The sequence below is a fragment of the Streptomyces sp. TAA204 genome (assembly GCF_000424965.1).
In genome coordinates this window covers 59,727-76,803 of the sequence record NZ_AUKW01000006.1, presented here as the reverse complement: position 1 = coordinate 76,803, position 17,077 = coordinate 59,727, and the positions used below count along the sequence as shown (strand labels likewise).

Genomic DNA, 17,077 nt, shown 5'->3' with positions numbered 1-17,077 from the left:
CCGGCTCTCCCGTCACCCGGCCGGTGTCCCCGGTGTGACCGGCCCCGATCAGGGCCGTGTCCCGTATGGTGACCCGCCGCCACCGGTTTCAGCCCCTCGCTCACAACGACCGGTCCGAAGCGGGCCGAGGACGGACGCGGTCTCAGCCCGCCCCGCCGTCGAGCAGCCAGTTGTAGCGCAGCCGGAGCGCCCGCTCCGTGCTGGCCGCCACAGTGCCGAGCCCGACCACGGCGTTGCCCCATGCCGGCAGATCAATGGGCGAGGTGAAGGTCCCGACGTACTGGGCGACGCCCTCCGGTGCCCGGGTGACCTGTTCGGCGAGCTGAAGGATCAGGAGAACCAGGCCGATGAGGAGCACGATCGACGTGAGGAAGCCGATCCAGCGGCTCAGCGCGGGGTGCGCGCGATCGAGGCGCGCGCGGCGCCCCTCGGCGGAGGCGGGGTCGGGGGTCAGCTGGTGCTCGGACCCCTCGGCGGTGACGTAGTGGCAGCGTTTGAGCCCGAAGCTGCTCGCCCTTACTTCGACGGTGCCGCCCTGGACGGGGAAGACGGCGGGGACTCGGGACTCGGCGTGATGCCTGCCGTCGAGGTAAAGATGGGCTTTGACGTAGCCGTCCGACTGCTTCTGATGCCTCACGTCGACGGCGTAGACCCTCTGCCGGCCGTCGTCGTCCGTCAGCCGAAGACGGAAGAGTGCGCGGGAAAGCATCTGCCACCAGCGGAATCTCTTCAGCGCCCGCCCGTCCCCGGACTTGACCCGCTGCGCGGCCCGACGCTGCCGCAATGCCTGGAACATGCCTCAGCCTCTTCCGCTACTCGCTCGGTTCCGCCGGGCAGGCGAGATCCTGCGCCGGGCGCTGCCCGGTGGTCAGGAACGTCGTCGCCGCGTCTTTCGCGCACGTGTTGGGGCCGAACGGATAGACGCCGTGCCCGCCCTGGTCGGCCGTCACCATCGTGGCCCGCTTCCCGAACGCCCGCCGCAGTTCCCTGGCGCCTGCCAGCGGCGTTCCCGGGTCGCGCTCGTTCTGCACCATGAGCACGTTCGACGGACCCCGGTCACCGATGCGCACCTGCGGCCCGACCCGCTTGTCAGGCCAGAAGGCGCACGGTCCGATGCCGGCCGAGGACCCGCCCAGCATCGGGTACTTCTGCCGGTCGGCCGCGACATTGCGCTGATACTCCCGGACCGTCCGCGGCCAGCGCGAATCACTGCAGAGCACGGAAAAGCGGGCAGACATGAAGTTCTCCATGTTCTCCATCACCGGCGGGGTGTTGGGCGGCAGCGGCCGGTCCTTGTCGAGCGCCTGCCACATCTCGGCCACCAGGGGCATGTCCGCGTCGCTGTAGAGGCGGTCGAAGGTGATCCCGCGGAACAGTGTCGCGTCGATGCCCCGGACCGGTTTCGTCTCCAGCCGCTTCGCGAGGTCGAAGAACTTCGCGGTCACCTGCTCCGGTGTGCTGCCCAGACCGTACTCGGGGTGCGCGGCGGCGAACGCCGCGAAGTCCGGGAACCGGTCCTTCATTCCACGGGCGAGCGACCGCATGGCCGTGACGTCGTAACCGCCGGGGCCCAGGTTGCTGTCGAGCACGATCCGGTCGCTGCGCCCGGGGAACAGCGTCGTGTACACCGCGCCGAGATAGCTGCCGTAGGACGCTCCGAGGTACGAGAGTTTCGGCTCGCCCAGCGCCGTCCGGATCCGGTCCATGTCGCGCGCGGTGTTCGCGGTGGTGATGTGCGGCAGCATCCACGCCGTCCGCGACGTGGCGCACTGCCTGGCGACGGTCCGCGCGTTCTTCGCCTCCCGCGCGACATCGCCCGCGGTGTGGGCGTACGGCGGGATGTTGCCGCGCTTCTGCTGTTCCGGAGTCAGATCGCAGGTCACCGGCGTGCTGCGGCCGACGCCACGCGGGTCGAAGCCGATCACGTCGTAGGAGTCCTGCACTTTCTGCGGCAGTTTCGAGGCGGCGAGAGCGACCGGGTAGCCGAGCCCTGAGATGCCGGGGCCGCCCGGATTGGTCAGCAGCACGCCGCGGCGCTGCGACGGTTTCCCGCTCGCCAGCCGGGAGATCGCGATATTGATCTGACGGCCGTCCGGATTCCGGTAGTCCAGCGGGACCTTGAGTGTCGAACACTCCAGACGGGACGGGGCGGCCTTACGGGGTGAGTCGGCCTTCTCCGAGCACGGGCCCCACCGCACGGTGTCCGGCGTGGCCGCCGCCTTCTCCGGCGTCGCCACCGACACTCCCGGAAACACGGTCACCGCCACGCCGGTCGCCGCCACCGCGGTGGCGGCGAGGGCGAGGGACAGGGTTCTGCGCATCTGATGTCCTCCTGAAGTGGCGCACGGGGGCGCCGGAACGGGCGGGCCGGGACGGCCCGCCGCCGGCCGTTCACGCGGACCAGCACGCCGGTCCGGGCGGGGGTGCAGAGGCCGGGGCCGGCCCGGCCGCGCGCGCACGGCGGAGTGCTCCTTGCGGGGCGCGCCGGCGCGCATGCCGTAGGAGCGCATACGTGGCCCCGGATGTCGTCAGGCCGCTGAGCGGCCGTGGATTCGCCCGGGATCAGCGACCCGCTCGGTGGCCGGTCCCTGGCGGGTGTGTGCCCAGCCGCCGAACACCGCTCCGAAGAACGCGATGATTCCGAGGAGAACCATCTGGCCGGTAAGGCCGCCGGAGACCCATGTGAAGATGCCCCACAGAGGCTCGGAGTCCTGGTTGAACAATCCGCGGATCACCGCTTGGGCGGACAGGGCTGTGATCACCATCCCGGTCGCCTCAAGGGCCATATGGCCACCCTTGCGCATCGCGTCTCTCCCTCTCGTGTCCGGTTGTCTCGGCACGTGAAGAAGTCTTTCGGTGCGGCGCGGCCGGCACATCCGCCGCGCGTCCCGAACCGTCTTCGCCCCATGGCGAGTTGGTGATTCGACTCTGGTCCAAGGCCACATCGGCCCCAGGTCCGATCACCCGGCCGCACGGTGTTGCGACAATGACCCGGTGAACATGGACATGGCTCCACGGCTCGGGGGGTGGCAGCAGACCTGGCGGCTGGCGGCCGCTGCGGCAGTGGGCCTGCCGGTCTGGCTCTCCACCGGTGTGCTGCTGTCGCGGGAGCAGGGGACCGAAACGGGCTCCTGGTTCCTCACCGGTGATCCGCTGGTGGCCTTGGGCTGCCTGACTGCGCTTCTTTGGCGGCGGCGGTTCCCGCTGACCGTGGCCATGACGGTCGCGATCGCCTCGACCGCGTCGGCACTCGCCACCGGCGCTGCGTTTCTGGCGCTGGTCTCGATCTCCGCTCGTCGCCGTCCGGTGGAGATCGGTGTCGTCGGCCTGGCATTCGTGACCGCATCACAGTTCGCCGTCGGGTTCTACCCGGTCCAGAGCCCACCCGGCTCGCTGTGGCTCCAGCTCGCGCTCCCGGCACTGAGCGCGGGCATCGCGGCGGCCGTGGGCGTCGCCACCGGCGCGCGGCGTGCCGAAGTACGGTCCCTGCGGGACCGGGCGGAGAGCGCGGAACGGGAACAGATCGCACGAGCGGCGCAGGCACAGGCCCTGGAACGCAACCGGATCGCCCGCGAGATGCACGACGTGCTCGCACACCGGATCTCCCTGGTCGCCATGCAGGCCGGAGTGCTGGACCACCGCGGCGACCTCACCGCTGAGGAGAACCGTGTACTGCTCCGCGGCATCGCCGACGGCTCCCACCAAGCGCTGGAAGAACTGCGGGACGTCCTCGGTGTGCTCCGGGCCGGCCCCGGGCGCCCGGAACCGCCGCAGCCCTCCCTCGACCGGATCCCCCAACTGGTTGCCGACGCCCGCACATCCGGACTGGACGTCACGCTCGCCACCACAGTGACGGGAAAACCGTCCGGCATCGCGGGACTGACCTGCTACCGGATCGTCCAGGAAGGACTGACCAACGCCGCCAAACACGCCCCGGGAGCACACGTGCACATCGCCCTCGGAGGAAGAGCCGGCGACGAACTGCACATCAGCGTCCGCAACTCCCCGGCCACCGCAAGAACCACTCAACCGCCGGCATCAGGATTCGGCCTGCTCGGCCTCGCCGAACGAATCAGCGTCGCCGGCGGAAAACTCGACCACCACCCCACACCCGACAACGGATACCTCCTCACCGCGCAACTACCCTGGCCGAACCACAGCCACGAAAAGAGCGTATGAGTGGACAGCGAGCGGGAGCCCGTGCGTGTCGTCATCGTCGACGACGAGGAGCTGGTGCGGATGGCGCTGCGGCTCGTCATCAACGGCGAACCGGACCTGACCATCGTCGCGGAGGCGGCCGACGGGGAAGCCGCGATCACCGTGGTGGACGAGCAGCGACCGGACGTCGTGCTGATGGACGTGCGGATGCCCGGCCGTGACGGTCTCAGCACGACCCGGGAACTCCTCACCCGGCCGGCGCCGCCGCGGGTGCTCATGCTGACCACGTTCGACTCCGACGATCTGGTACTCGGCGCACTGCGCGCCGGAGCACTCGGGTTCGTCCTCAAGGACACCCCGCCGTCACGGATCGCCGACGCGGTGCGGACAGTGGCGGACGGGAACCCCGTGCTGTCCCCGGTGGCCACGGCACGAGTGATCGCCGCGGCCACCGGGCCACAGTCCTCCGCGGCTCGCGGCTCCTCCCGCGAAGCCGCACGGAAACGGCTGTCCGTCCTGACCGAACGAGAACTCGACACCGCTCGGGCCATCGCGGACGGGCTCGGCAATCCGGAGATTGCCGAGCGGCTGCACATCAGCGTCGCGACCGTCAAGGCACACACAGGCAGTCTGCTCGCCAAGCTGGCGGTCGAGAACCGTGTGCAGATCGCACTCGTGGTGCGCGACGCGGAAGAATGACCAGCCCGGCACAGTGGGTGCCCACGCCGCCCCGGGGCCCGTCGCGTAGCCGGAACGCTAGAGCGGCGTGACGTACGCACCCGAGATGCCGCCGTCCACCATGAAGTCGGTGGCGTTGACGAAGGAGGAGTCGTCGCTGGCCAGGAAGGCGACGGCGGCGGCGATCTCCTCCGGCTCCGCGAACCGGCCCCCCGGCACGTGCACCAGCCGGCGCTGGGCGCGCACCGGGTCCTCGGCGAACAGTTCCCGCAGCAGCGGGGTGTTGACCGGTCCGGGGCAGATCGCGTTGACCCTGATGCCCTCCCGCGCGAACTGCACGCCCAGCTCCCTCGACATCGCCAGCACGCCGCCCTTGGATGCGGTGTAGCTGATCTGCGAAGTGGCCGCTCCGAGCACGGCGACGAAGGAGGCGGTGTTGATGATGGAGCCGCGGGCCTGCCGCTGCATGTAGGGGATGGCGTGCTTGCAGCACAGGTAGACGGAGGTGAGGTTGACCTCCTGCACGCGCTGCCAGGCGTCCATGCCGGTGCTGAGGATGGAGTCGTCGTCGGGCGGGGAGATGCCGGCGTTGTTGAACGCGACGTCGACCGACCCGTACGTCTCGTACGCCGTCCTGAAGAGAGCCTCGACCTGTGCGGAATCGGTCACGTCGGTCTCCACGTACATGCCGCCGCTCTCCTCGGCCGCGGCCTTGCCGCGTTCGGCGTCCACGTCGGCGCACACCACGCGCGCGCCCTCCGAGGCGAGCCGTCGCACAGCGGCCAGACCGATGCCGCTCCCGGCACCCGTGACGACGGCGGTACGGCCGACAAGGCGCCGGCACACGGAGTCGGTGGGGATGTCGGTCACGGCTGGTCCTCCGTTGAGATGAAGACGTTCTTGGTCTCGGTGAAGGCGGTCAGCGCGTCCGGGCCGAGTTCGCGGCCGATGCCGGACTGCTTGTAGCCGCCGAAGGGGGTCGTGTAGCGCACACTGCTGTGCGAGTTGACCGAGAGGTTGCCCGCGGCCACGGCACGCGAGACGCGCAGCGCGCGGCCCACGTCCCTCGTATAGATCGAGCCGGACAGGCCGTAGTCGGAGTCGTTGGCGATGCGGACGGCCTCGTCCTCGTCCTCGAAGGGGATCACCACGGCGACCGGCCCGAAGATCTCCTCGGTGCTGCGCCGCTCCCCCGGCGCGCCCTCCAGGACGGTCGCCGGATACCAGTACCCCTTGCCGGAGGGCACTTCGCCGCGGATGAGGGCAGGGGCGTCCTCGGGTACGTACCCGCGTACGCGCTCGCGCTGGCTGCTGGAGATCAGCGGACCCATCCGCGTGGCGGGGTCGGCCGGGTCGCCCGCCGTGAACTCCTTGACCGCCGGCTCCAGCAGTTCCAGGAACCGCTCGTGGACGTCGCGCTGCACGAGGATGCGGCTGCGGGCACAGCAGTCCTGGCCGGTGTTGTCGAGGAAGGAGCCGGGTGCCGCGGTGGCGGCCAGCGCGAGGTCCGCGTCGGCGAAGACGATGTTGGGGCTCTTGCCGCCGAGTTCGAGCGTCACCCGCTTCACGCCGGAGGCACACCTGGCCATGATGTCCTTGCCGACGGCGGTGGAACCGGTGAAGACGACCTTGGCGACTTCCGGGTGCTCGACCAGGGCCGTGCCCGCCACCGGGCCCCGGCCGGGCAGCACCTGGAAGAGCCCTTCGGGAAGCCCGGCCTCCAGGCCCAGTTCGGCCAGTCGCAGTGCGGTCAGCGGTGTGGCCTCGGCGGGCTTGAGGACGACGGCGTTGCCCGCGGCCAGCGCGGGAGCGGTCCCCCAGGCGGCCACGGGCATGGGGAAGTTCCAGGGAGCGATGACGCAGACGACGCCCAGCGGCTCGGCGAAGGTGAGATTGACACCTCCATGGACGGGGATCTGGCTGCCCGTCAGCCGTTCCACTCCCCCGGCGGCGTAGTCGAGCAGGTCACGGACGTTGCCTGCCTCGCCGCGGGCGTTGCCGAGGGGGTGGCCCGCCTCCCGCACCTCCAGCCGGGCCAGCTCTTCGAGGTGTTCGTCGACGACGGCGGCGAAGCGGCGCAGCAGCCGCGCCCGTTCGCCCGGTGCCAGTGCCGCCCAGCCGCGCTGGGCCCGGGCCGCTCGTCTGACGGCCTTGTCGGCGTCCGCGGGGCCGGCGGCGGCGACACTCGTGATCAGTTCCTCTGTCGCCGGGTTGACGACGGGAAGTTCGTGCTCGGTGTGCTCGTCGTGCAAGATCGGGTCCTCACATGCGCTCGAAGGAGCGGTACCGCTCCCAGTCCGTGACGGCCGTGTCGTACGCCTGCTGCTCAACGCGCGCCATGTTGAGGTAGTGCGCGACGACTTCCTCGCCGAACGCCTCACGCGCGACGGCGCTGCCCTCCCACAGCCCGGCGGCATCCCGCAGCGTCCCGGGGACGTGCTCGGCATCGCCGCTGTAGGCGTTGCCGGTGCAGGCGTCCTCCAGCTCCAGTTCGTTGTCGACGCCGTGCAGTCCGGCGGCGATCATCCCGGCGACGGCGAGGTAGGGGTTGACGTCGCCTCCGGGTACCCGGTTCTCCAGCCGGTGGCCGGCTCCGTGCCCCACGATGCGCAGGGCGCAGGTGCGGTTGTCGGGGCCCCAGGCGACGGCGGTCGGCGCGAAGGAACCCGGCTGGAAACGCTTGTAGGAGTTGATGTTGGGGGCGTAGAGCAGGGTGAACTCGCGCAGAGTGGCGAGCTGGCCCGCCAGGAAGTGCCGCATGGTGGCGGACATGCCGTACTGGCCCTCGTCGTCGGCGAGTACCGGCGCGCCGTCACGGTCGCGCAGCGAGAGGTGGATGTGGCAGGAACTGCCCTCGCGCTCGTCGTACTTGGCCATGAAGGTGAGGGCCTTGCCCTCCTGGGAGGCGATCTCCTTGGCGCCGGTCTTGTAGACGACGTGCTGGTCGCAGGTGGTCAGCGCCTCGTCGTAGCGGAAGGCGATCTCGTGCTGGCCGAGGTTGCACTCGCCCTTCGCGGACTCCACGGTCATCCCGGCCGCGCCCATCTCGTTGCGGATGCGGCGCAGCAGCGGCTCGACCCTGCCGGTGCCGAGGATCGAGTAGTCCACGTTGTACTGGTTGGAGGGCGTCAGGCCGCGGTAGCCGCGGTCCCACGCCTGCTCGAAGGAGTCCTCGAAGACGATGAACTCCAGCTCGGTGCCCGCGTAGGCGCTCCAGCCGCGCTCGGCGAGGCGGTCGAGCTGGCGCCGCAGGATCTGCCGGGGCGAGGCGATCACCGGCGAGCCGTCGTGCCAGGCCAGGTCGGCGGTGACCATGGCGCTGCCGGGGTTCCAGGGAACGAGGCGCAGGGTGCTGGTGTCGCAGTGCATGGCGAAGTCGCCGTAACCGCGCTCCCAGGAGGACATGGCGTAGCCGTCCACGGTGTTCAGCTCCACGTCCACGGCGAGCAGGTAGTTGCACCCCTCGGTGCCGTGCTGGAGGACCTCATCGACGAAGTGGCGGGCGGCGAACCGCTTGCCCTGCAGGCGTCCTTGCATGTCGGTGAAGGCCAGGGTGACGGTGTCGATCTCCTCTCTGTCGACGAGCACGCGCAGCTCGTCGACAGAGAGCGGGGGTGTGCGTTCTTCCACGTCCGGCCTCCTTGCGGTCCACTGGAAGTCATAAGGTAGTCCGGAAGACCATTGGTCCGGAAGGGGTTCCGATGAGGGAGAGCCAGTGAACGCCGGCGGTGGCGGGCGAGGGACTTCCCCGGAGCCGCCGGGGGCCGACCGGCTGAGCGCGGTGCTGCGCCCCGTACGCGCCGGCAACGGCTTCGAGGAGGCGCTGGAGCAGATACTCCAGATCGTCCGGCTCGGCCTCGTACCGGACGGTGAGCGGCTCCCCGCCGAACGCGAACTCGCGGAGCGGCTGGGCATCAGCCGGGTGATGCTGCGCGAGGTGCTCAAGGTCCTCGCCGAGCAGGGCCTGGTGGTCAGCCGCCGCGGAAGGTACGGAGGCACCTTCGTGTGCCACCGGCCACTCTCCCCCGAGGGCCGCGAGGCCCGGGAGCTGCCGCGGAGCGTGGCCGGAGCGGCGGAGGAGGTGGACGTGCGGGACACGCTGCTCTTCCGTGAGGTGCTGGAGGCGGGCGCGGCCGAACTGTGCGCGTCCCGCGGCCTCCCGCAGGAGGCGGCCGCACGGCTGCGCGCCGCTCTGGACGCCACCCGCGACGCGGCTCTCGCGGACTACCGGCGCAGCGACACCCTCTTCCACCTCACCCTCGTCGAACTGGCCGGGTCCCCTTCGCTCACGGCCCAGTACGCGGCCGTCAGAGCCACCGTCAACGAGTTCCTCGGCCGCATCCCCCTGCTCGTGCGCAACATCGAGCACGCACAGCAGCAGCACGACGCCCTCGTCGAGGCGGTCCTGGCGGGCGATCCCGGTCGGGCCCGCGCCGTCGCGCGCGAGCACTGCGCCGGTACGGCCGCGCTGCTGCGCGGCTTCCTCGTCTGACTCGCGGTCCGCGAGTAACCGCCCGGAGGGGAGGGCCCGCACGGTTTGCCCCGGCGTAACGGCGACGTAATGTGCAGGGGGTTGCGCGGGGGCCTGACTCGGGGCAAAGGTATGTCTCCACACCAATGCCGGAGGTAGGAGCGGTCATGGCCGAAGGAACCCAGTCCTCTCAACCCTCGTCCGGGACCGGCGGGGAGAGCGCGCAGTCGTACCTCGAACGGCGCTCCCTGCGACGCGGCAGCGCCGGATGGCTGCTTCTGACGGGCCTCGGCGTCGCCTACGTCGTCTCCGGCGACTACGCGGGCTGGAACTTCGGCCTCGCCGAGGGCGGCTTCGGCGGCCTGGCGATAGCCACCGTGCTCATGGGCACGATGTACACCTGCCTCGTCTTCTCCCTCGCGGAGCTGTCCTCGATCCTGCCCACCGCGGGCGGCGGTTACGGCTTCGCACGCCGCGCCCTGGGCACCTGGGGCGGCTTCCTGACCGGCACGGCCATCCTCATCGAGTACATCCTCGCTCCGGCCGCCATCTCCGTCTTCATCGGCGGGTACGTCGAGTCGCTGGGCCTGTTCGGCATCGAGGCGGGCTGGCCGGTCTATCTGGCCTGCTTCGCCGTCTTCATCGGCATCCACCTGTGGGGCGTCGGCGAGGCGCTGCGCTTCAGCTTCGTGATCACCGGCATCGCCGTCGCGGCCCTGATCATCTTCTGCATCGGCGCGTTCACGCACTTCGACGCCGGTTCGCTCAACGACATCGCCGTCGACGGTGAGGCCTTCGGCTCCGGCTCGTGGCTGCCGCTGGGCATCCTGGGCATCTGGGCGGCCTTCCCCTTCGGCATGTGGTTCTTCCTCGGCGTCGAGGGCGTGCCCCTCGCGGCGGAGGAGACGCGCGACCCCGTCCGCTCGATGCCCAAGGCGCTGGCGTGGTCGATCGGCATCCTGGTGATACTCGCGCTGCTGACACTGCTGCCCGCTGCCGGTGCTGCCGGCTCCGACGCGATCAAGGACGCCGACAACCCCCTGGTGGCGGCCCTGGAGACGGCCTCGGGCGGCGACCCGACCACGCTGAGCCGGATCGTCAACTACGCGGGCCTGGCCGGTCTGGTGGCCTCCTTCTTCTCTCTCATCTTCGCCGGGTCGCGGCAGCTCTTCGCTCTCTCCCGGGCCGGTTACCTGCCGCGCTTCCTGTCCCTGACCAGCAGCCGCAAAGCCCCCTACCTCGGCCTGCTGGTGCCCGGCGCCATCGGCTTCTCGCTGGCCGCGGCCACCGGCGACGGCGCGCGGATGCTGAACATCGCCGTCTTCGGCGCCGCCATCAGCTACGTGCTGATGGCGCTCTCGCACATCGTGCTGCGCCGCCGGGAGCCGGAGCTGCACCGCCCGTACCGCACGCCGGGCGGTCTGATCACCTCCTCCGTGGCGTTCGTACTCGCCTGCGCCGCGGTCGTCGCCACCTTCCTGGTGGACCCGACGGCGGCGGGCATCGCCTTCGTCCTGTACGTGATCGCCGTGGGCTACTTCGCCTTCTACAGCAGGCACCGGCTGGTCGCCGCCGCCCCCGAGGAGGAGTTCGCGGCACTCGCCGCGGCCGAGGCGGAGCTGGACCGCGGCACGGACGAAGGGGAGTCACCCGCCGCGCAGGCACACCCGTAAGCTGGGCGGAGGAGGCAGAGAACCCCGCCGCCGGAGGCACCCGTCATGCACACGCCGCTGATCGGTATCAGCACCTACCTGGAGTCCGACGTCCGCTGGGGCGTGTGGCGGCACCGTGCCGCGGTGCTGCCCGCCGGATACCACCGCCTGGTCCAGCGCGCGGGCGGAGCGGCGCTGCTGCTCCCGCCTGACACGCCGGAACGCGCCGAGGACGTCGTCACACGCCTCGACGCTCTGGTCGTCTCCGGCGGCCCGGACGTGGAGCCCGCCCGGTACGGTGCCGCACGCGAGGCGGAGTGCGGGCCGCCGTCGCCGGAGCGTGACGCGTGGGAACTCGCCCTCATCGAGGCGGCGCTGGCGCGGCACGTACCGCTGCTGGGCATCTGCCGCGGCATGCAGCTGCTCAACGTCGTGCTCGGCGGCAGCCTCGTCCAGCACATGGAGGGCCACCGGGGGGAGCCCGGCGTCTTCGCGCAGCACACGGTGCGCCCGGTGGCGGGCACACGCCTCGCGGACATCCTTCCCGAGCCGGTGTCCGTACCGGCCTACCACCACCAGGCGCTGGCACGGCTCGCTGACCGGCTGTCGCCGGGCGCGTACACGCAGGACGGCACCGTCGAGGCCGTCGAACTGCCCGCCGGCGAGCACCCCTTCGCCGTCGCCGTCCAGTGGCATCCGGAGGAGGGCGAGGACGTCCGGGTCATGCGCGCCCTGGTCGACGCCGCCCGCGAGCCCTCGCCGCAGCCGGCACTGACGCCCTCGCTTCCGGCGCGGCACGGCTGACCGGCAGCTGCCCGGCGGGCGGCGGCCGGGCAGCATGCGTTCCCCGCACCGGGCCGGACGCCCGCGCCGCGCCCGTCGGCCGGCCTCAGCCCAGCGCCTCGTGCAGCGACGCGGCCAGCGCGGCGGGTGCTTCGGCCAGAGAGGGCCCGTACCAGGTGAGGAAACGCCCGCTGACGAGAGCGGCGGGCAGCTCTGGGAAGGCCTCCGGCCCGTCCTGTGCGCTGAAGGGGTAGGGCTCGTCGGGCAGTACGGCCACTGACGGCCCGCCGCTGCCGTTCAACTCATCGGGCGGCAGCCGCGGATAGCGCTCGTCATGGTGTGCGTGGACGTTGTGCACCCCGAGTTCGGCGAGCAGCGCACCCGCGAACGTGTCACGGCCGAGCACCATCCAGGGCCTGCGCCAGACCGGCACCACGGCACGCACGTCGAACTCGGCGCGCACACCCGCCCACGCGTCCTCCGCCCGGGAGAGCCACTCCGGCCGCGGCAGCCCGCAGCCGGCGGTCAGGACCCGCTCCAGTTCGCTGAAGGCCTGCGGCAGCGTGCGTACTTCGGTGACCAGCACCTCGATCCCGGCACCGCGCAGCGCGGCGAGATCGACCTCGCGGTTCTCCTCCTCGTTGGCGACGACGAGGTCGGGGCGCAGGGCGGCGATCCGCTCCACGTCCGGGTTCTTGGTGCCGCGCACGCGTGTCACGTCCAGCCCGGGCGGGTGGCTGCACCAGTCGGTCGCCCCGGTGAGCAACTCGGGCGCGCTGACCGCGATTGCCTCGGTGAGGGAGGGGACGAGGGAGACGACGCGTCGCACGGTGCCGGTATTCGTCCTGTGCGCCATACCGGCACCGTACGCCCCCCGTGCGGCTTCGCTCGGGCCGCTCCCCCGTACGGCGTCCCACGCTCCCGGCGGTCGTCCGCCGCCGCGCGACGTACTGCGCGGCGGGGCCCAGGAGCGCGTTCCTCGTACGGAGAAGAGCGTAGGCGGCAGGAAGCGGAACGGGCAGGTCAATTTGCGCCAGCCGTGGGGCAGTCAGGACGCCGACGGTATGTGCCGCTACGTCACAGGGCCCGCCCGGACGGTCGGTTCGTGCCGTACGGGAAAGCTCACGGAACGCGCGATGAAGCACAGGGCGGGCACCTCGTGGTGCAGCGAACGGGCCGCGACCAGCATGGACTCCTCGGCGACGGTCACCTCGGGGCGCAGCACGGCCTCGGTGAAGGCTCCTCCGCCCCCGGCCGCGTCCATCGTCACCGCCCCCGCCGCGCGGTCGCGGTACCCGGTGACGACGACGCCCTGGCGTGCGCACAGGTACAGGTACGTGAGCATGTGGCACTGGGAGAGGGAGGCGAGCAGCATCTCCTCCGGGTTCCAGCGGTCGCGCGCCCCGCGGAACGCGCGGTCGGCGGAGGCCGCGATCGGCGGCTTGCCCTCGGCGAGCACGTCGTGCGCGCGGCTGAAGGCGCGGACGTCGCGTGTCCCCTCACCCAGGTTCCCGGTCCAGTCGACGCTGACCGCGTAGGTGTGCGTGGCTACCATGACCCGAGCCTAGGGGTGTCCGACAAATGGCGTCGTTCGCCCGCGAGGGCGGGGCCGCGGTGGCCGGTGCGTGCGATCGCAAGGCGGAGGGAGGAGAGCGCAGCGGGCTGCGCCGACGACCGACAACGCAGCGAGCGTGCGTGCCGGCCACCGCGGCCCGGACGGGATTTGTCAGACACCCCGCGGGGTGTCCGGCCTGAGGGCGGCACGCGCGCCCGGCACCGGCCGCGCGGAGGCGTCTGCGCCGTTCGGTGTCGGTCCCGTACGGCATCATCGGGACGGTGACTACGACAACGGCACGCAGCCTGATGCTGCTGGACACCTCGTCCCTGTACTTCCGTGCCTATTTCGGCGTCCCGGAGTCGGTCCGCGCCCCGGACGGCACTCCCGTCAACGCGGTGCGCGGCCTGCTCGACTTCATCGCGCGCCTGCTCGTCGACCACCGCCCGCATTCGCTGGTGGCCTGTATGGACTTCGACTGGCGGCCGCAGTGGCGGGTCGACCTCATCCCCTCCTACAAGGCGCACCGCGTCGCCGAGGAGGTCTCCGGCGGCCCGGACGCCGAGGAGACCCCGGACACCCTCGCCCCGCAGGTACCGGTGATCGACGAGGTGCTGGACGCGGTCGGCATCGCACGCGTGGGTGCGGACGGATTCGAGGCGGACGACGTCATCGGCACGCTCACGGCCCGCGCCGACCGTCCCGTCGCCATCGTCACCGGCGACCGTGACCTCTTCCAGCTCATCGACGACTCCCGGGGCGTGCGGGTGCTGTACCCGGTCAAGGGCGTGGGCACCCTCGACACCTACGACGGCGCCGCGCTGCGCGCCAAGTACGGGGTGGACGGAGCCGGTTACGCCGATCTGGCGCTGCTGCGCGGCGACCCCAGCGACGGTCTTCCCGGCGTGCCGGGTGTCGGTGAGAAGACGGCGTCGAAGCTGCTGGAGCGCTACGGCGACCTGGCGGGAATCCTGGCCGCCGTCGGCGACCCGGCCTCCGGGCTCACCCCCTCGCAGCGCAAGCGCCTGGACGGGGCGCGGCCCTATCTCGCGGTGGCGCCGAAGGTGGTCAGGGTCGCCGACGACGTGGCGCTGACCGGCTTCGACGCCGCGCTGCCCGTCCGGCCGCGTGACCCGGAGGCGCTCGACGCGCTCGCGCAGCGGTGGGGACTGGGCGGGTCCCTGCAGCGCCTGCTGGCGGTGCTGGCTCAGCGGGACGGGTGAGCCAGTCACCCGCATGACAGGGACCGAAGTGATAAGTTAGGTAACCCTAACCACTGTCCCGCTATGCGCACGCCGCCCCAGGAGTCCCACGTGGCAGAACGTCCGGCCCGCAGCAAGACCCAGGTCCACCATGCGCAGGTCCTGCGCACCGAGTGGCTGACGCCCCACATGGTGCGGCTCGTCCTCGGCGGCCCAGGCCTGGAGCATTTCGAGGCCGGCGAGTTCACCGACCACTACGTCAAACTGCTCTTCGACGTCCCCGGCGTGGAGTATCCCGAGCCGTTCGACATCGCCGGCATCCGCGCGGAGTTCCCGCGCGAGCAGTGGCCTGTGACGCGGACGTACACCGTGCGTTCCTGGGCACCGGCCGCGCGGGAGCTGACCCTTGACTTCGTCGTCCACGGCGACGAAGGGCTCGCGGGCCCCTGGGCACGCAGCGCGCGGCCCGGCCGGCAGATCCGCCTCCTCGGCCCGGGCGGCGCCTACGCCCCCGACCCGGAGGCCGACTGGCACTTGCTCGCCGGGGACGAGAGCGCCCTGCCCGCCATCGCCGCCTCACTGGAGGCCATGCCCGCGGACGCACACGTACGGGCGCTGATCGAGGTCGAAGGCCCGCAGGAGGAGCACAAGCTCAGCGTCCCCGGCACCGCCGAGGTGGTCTGGCTGCACCGCGGGACGTCCCGGGTGGGAAAGCTGCTGGTCGAGGCGGTGCGGCAGATGACCTTCCCGCCGGGGCGGGTGCATGCCTTCGTGCACGGCGAAGCGGGTTTCGTGAAGGAGCTCCGCCGCCATCTGCGGCTCGAACGGGGCGTGGAGCGCGAGCAGTTGTCCATCTCCGGCTACTGGCGGCTGGGCCACGACGAGGACGGCTGGCAGTCCTCGAAGAAGGAGTGGAACGCGCAGGTGGAGGCGGAGCAGGAGAACGGGCGGCGTGAGCAGTCACCGGACGCGCCGGGTGCGGGGCGCTCCGCAGGGTAGTGCGGGGTCCACCGCTTCGTTGAGTTCGTCGGCCTGAAGCCGGCGCGTGGCTCGACCGTGCGTGCCCCGCCCCTCCCGAGCCCGGGGAAGGCGAGGACGCCGCCGGTGACTTCCGCCGTAGCGGCGCCGGGCCGCTCGTAGCTGACACGGTGCCTCACACCGTGCGGGCGGACGCCCCACGAGGCGAACCGCTCCCCCGGGCCGCGTCGTTGCTCCCTCCTTCCGCCCCGGCTCACCGGTGCGGACGGCGGCGCTCCAGAGGACCGGGACATCCCGGACCGGGCACGGTGACCGGATTGCAGCGCGCCGTGCCGCCGCCGGGGAGCCCCGCGACGTAGTCGGAGCCGTAGCGGGCGGCGAGACCGGGCACGGGGAAGTCCGTGGAGACCATCTGCGCCCCGGAGTTCAGGGCGTCGTGCAGCATGCGCGTGTCCCCGCTGGATGCCTGGTCGAGGGGCACGTCGGAGCGCGTACGGACGAAGTAGCCCTGCCGCACGAGGTCCTTGATGACGCTCTTGCCCCTCCCCGTCGGGTCGTTGACCTTCATGAAGGCCGCGTCCGCACGGCCGGCTTCGGAGTCGGTGAACAAGACCCTGCCCTGCAGGCTCTCGCGGCCTCCCGCCCGGTAGGCGTCCTGAAGCTCCGGGTCGTCGTTGTCCATCAGGAAGACGGCCTTGCCCCGCGCGTCCGCCAGGCGCGGCCAGCCGTGCTCCCGTACGGACTCCCCCAGGGTCCGGCCGGGGCGGCGGATGTCGTCCGGGGTGACGGTCGCGCTGTCAGGGAAGACCGTGCGGATCTCGGCGTCCAGCGCGTCGAGCATCGCGGTGTTCCACGGTGGGCTCACGGCACCGCCGCGCTCCTCCAACTCCGGGTCGGTCTGCTTGAGTTCGAGCAGTATCGGGACGGGGACGTGCCCGGGGCGGCTCTCGGACCACCTCTTGACCTGCCGCAGACAGCGCGTCAGGGTGGCGCAGCTGCTGGGGTAGTCGAAGTCCGCCCAGTGCAGCACCTTGAAGCCCGGCCTGCGCAGCTCCGGGTCCTTCAGCGGCGGCAGCCCCGCCTCGCCGCGGATCAGCGGACGGGCGTAGAGCCCGCCGTCCGGGTCGGGGAAGACGTCCAGCTCGACTCCCCTCACCTGCTGACGGGACAGCTGTACGGGCAGGGAGGCGTGGCTGTAGAGCAGGGTGCGGAAGTTCGGGTCGTGCCGGCCCATCAGCTGCTGCTCCTCGAAGGAGACTTCACGGTGGTAGCTGTTGTGCGTGGCCATCGCCTGAAGCTGGGTCATGCGCAGCCGGCCGGCCGGATCGCTCCCGTCCCGTGGGGCGCTGGAGGGGGGCGGGGCCAGCGTCGCGGAGGTCAGCGCCGCCACCGCGGCGAGCGCGGCGGTGGCGGCGGCCCAGCGGCGCGAGAGTGGTCTTGTCGTGGTGCGCACATCGACCTCCCGTGGGGGACGGACGGGACACGGACCGGCGGCATCCGGTACGGCGGGATGCGAGCACCCTGACGCACGCGTCCGGCGCAGGGGCGCCGGACGGTTGACGCCTCGGTGAACATGCCCCCCGCGCGGGGCCGCGGTCAA

The 17,077-nt window shown here is 71.6% G+C and carries 16 protein-coding genes; 7 read left to right on the top strand and 9 right to left on the bottom strand.

Annotation, left to right across the window (positions count from 1 at the left end; translation table 11 throughout):
* Window positions 1–142 precede the first annotated feature (142 nt).
* The 3 genes from H343_RS0113140 to H343_RS30405 form a co-directional block, all read right to left on the bottom strand.
* Window positions 143–796: a hypothetical protein gene (locus H343_RS0113140; RefSeq protein WP_028431532.1), complete on the bottom strand. Its 654-nt coding sequence runs from the start codon at window positions 794–796 to the stop codon at window positions 143–145.
* A 16-nt stretch (window positions 797–812) separates the two neighbouring features.
* Entirely contained in the window at window positions 813–2,321 is a 1,509-nt protein-coding gene (locus H343_RS0113135; RefSeq protein WP_028431531.1) for an alpha/beta hydrolase, read from the bottom strand.
* 207 nt (window positions 2,322–2,528) lie between these two features.
* Window positions 2,529–2,804, bottom strand: a complete 276-nt coding sequence (locus H343_RS30405) for a hypothetical protein (RefSeq protein ID WP_051265132.1) — start codon at window positions 2,802–2,804, stop codon at window positions 2,529–2,531.
* Between the two features lie 190 nt (window positions 2,805–2,994).
* On the opposite strand from H343_RS30405, the gene H343_RS0113125 reads away from it, so the two are divergent.
* A complete protein-coding gene (locus H343_RS0113125; protein ID WP_028431530.1) occupies window positions 2,995–4,179 on the top strand; it encodes a histidine kinase in 1,185 nt (394 codons plus the stop codon).
* Window positions 4,180–4,857, top strand: a complete 678-nt coding sequence (locus H343_RS0113120; RefSeq protein ID WP_028431529.1) for a response regulator transcription factor — start codon at window positions 4,180–4,182, stop codon at window positions 4,855–4,857.
* 57 nt (window positions 4,858–4,914) lie between these two features.
* Here H343_RS0113120 and H343_RS0113115 read toward each other — a convergent pair whose 3' ends face one another.
* The 3 genes from H343_RS0113115 to H343_RS0113105 are packed head-to-tail and all read right to left on the bottom strand — an operon-like array spanning window position 4,915 to window position 8,466.
* Window positions 4,915–5,697 (bottom strand): 3-oxoacyl-ACP reductase, encoded by a 783-nt coding sequence (locus H343_RS0113115; RefSeq protein WP_106958851.1) that lies wholly within the window; start codon window positions 5,695–5,697, stop codon window positions 4,915–4,917.
* A gap of 5 nt (window positions 5,698–5,702) precedes the next feature.
* Window positions 5,703–7,088 carry an aldehyde dehydrogenase family protein gene (locus H343_RS0113110; RefSeq protein ID WP_028431527.1) on the bottom strand — a complete coding sequence of 462 codons (1,386 nt, stop codon included), beginning with the start codon at window positions 7,086–7,088 and terminating at the stop codon, window positions 5,703–5,705.
* A 10-nt stretch (window positions 7,089–7,098) separates the two neighbouring features.
* Entirely contained in the window at window positions 7,099–8,466 is a 1,368-nt protein-coding gene (locus H343_RS0113105; protein WP_028431526.1) for a glutamine synthetase family protein, read from the bottom strand.
* An 85-nt stretch (window positions 8,467–8,551) separates the two neighbouring features.
* Here H343_RS0113105 and H343_RS0113100 point away from each other — a divergent pair, with 85 nt between their 5' ends.
* From H343_RS0113100 to H343_RS30395, 3 genes are all read left to right on the top strand, one after another.
* Window positions 8,552–9,328 carry an FCD domain-containing protein gene (locus H343_RS0113100; RefSeq protein WP_051265130.1) on the top strand — a complete coding sequence of 259 codons (777 nt, stop codon included), beginning with the start codon at window positions 8,552–8,554 and terminating at the stop codon, window positions 9,326–9,328.
* Between the two features lie 146 nt (window positions 9,329–9,474).
* Window positions 9,475–10,980, top strand: coding sequence for an ethanolamine permease (eat, locus tag H343_RS30400; RefSeq protein WP_051265128.1), 1,506 nt, complete (start codon window positions 9,475–9,477; stop codon window positions 10,978–10,980).
* A 45-nt stretch (window positions 10,981–11,025) separates the two neighbouring features.
* On the top strand, window positions 11,026–11,763 hold the full coding sequence (locus H343_RS30395) for a gamma-glutamyl-gamma-aminobutyrate hydrolase family protein (RefSeq protein WP_051265126.1): 738 nt from the start codon (window positions 11,026–11,028) through the stop codon (window positions 11,761–11,763).
* Window positions 11,764–11,848: 85 nt separating this feature from the next.
* Here H343_RS30395 and H343_RS0113085 read toward each other — a convergent pair whose 3' ends face one another.
* Both H343_RS0113085 and H343_RS0113080 read right to left on the bottom strand, forming a co-directional pair.
* Window positions 11,849–12,598, bottom strand: a complete 750-nt coding sequence (locus H343_RS0113085) for a helical backbone metal receptor (RefSeq protein ID WP_037903634.1) — start codon at window positions 12,596–12,598, stop codon at window positions 11,849–11,851.
* A 216-nt stretch (window positions 12,599–12,814) separates the two neighbouring features.
* Entirely contained in the window at window positions 12,815–13,297 is a 483-nt protein-coding gene (locus tag H343_RS0113080; protein WP_028431523.1) for an OsmC family protein, read from the bottom strand.
* 308 nt (window positions 13,298–13,605) lie between these two features.
* Here H343_RS0113080 and H343_RS0113075 point away from each other — a divergent pair, with 308 nt between their 5' ends.
* Window positions 13,606–14,520 (top strand): 5'-3' exonuclease H3TH domain-containing protein, encoded by a 915-nt coding sequence (locus H343_RS0113075; protein WP_028431522.1) that lies wholly within the window; start codon window positions 13,606–13,608, stop codon window positions 14,518–14,520.
* A 90-nt stretch (window positions 14,521–14,610) separates the two neighbouring features.
* A complete protein-coding gene (locus H343_RS30390; protein ID WP_051265124.1) occupies window positions 14,611–15,498 on the top strand; it encodes a siderophore-interacting protein in 888 nt (295 codons plus the stop codon).
* 232 nt (window positions 15,499–15,730) lie between these two features.
* Here H343_RS30390 and H343_RS0113065 read toward each other — a convergent pair whose 3' ends face one another.
* Window positions 15,731–16,930 carry a phosphatidylinositol-specific phospholipase C1-like protein gene (locus H343_RS0113065; protein ID WP_028431521.1) on the bottom strand — a complete coding sequence of 400 codons (1,200 nt, stop codon included), beginning with the start codon at window positions 16,928–16,930 and terminating at the stop codon, window positions 15,731–15,733.
* Window positions 16,931–17,077 lie beyond the last annotated feature (147 nt).

Excerpts from the sequence above, each read along its gene's own strand:
- H343_RS0113140 (WP_028431532.1), bottom strand. The coding sequence starts at position 796 with ATGTTCCAGGCATTGCGGCAGCGTCGGGCCGCGCAGCGGGTCAAGTCC.
- H343_RS0113135 (WP_028431531.1), bottom strand. The coding sequence starts at position 2,321 with ATGCGCAGAACCCTGTCCCTCGCCCTCGCCGCCACCGCGGTGGCGGCG.
- H343_RS30405 (WP_051265132.1), bottom strand. The coding sequence starts at position 2,804 with ATGCGCAAGGGTGGCCATATGGCCCTTGAGGCGACCGGGATGGTGATC.
- eat (WP_051265128.1), top strand. The coding sequence starts at position 9,475 with ATGGCCGAAGGAACCCAGTCCTCTCAACCCTCGTCCGGGACCGGCGGG.
- H343_RS30395 (WP_051265126.1), top strand. The coding sequence starts at position 11,026 with ATGCACACGCCGCTGATCGGTATCAGCACCTACCTGGAGTCCGACGTC.
- H343_RS0113085 (WP_037903634.1), bottom strand. The coding sequence starts at position 12,598 with ATGGCGCACAGGACGAATACCGGCACCGTGCGACGCGTCGTCTCCCTC.
- H343_RS0113080 (WP_028431523.1), bottom strand. The coding sequence starts at position 13,297 with ATGGTAGCCACGCACACCTACGCGGTCAGCGTCGACTGGACCGGGAAC.
- H343_RS0113075 (WP_028431522.1), top strand. The coding sequence starts at position 13,606 with ATGCTGCTGGACACCTCGTCCCTGTACTTCCGTGCCTATTTCGGCGTC.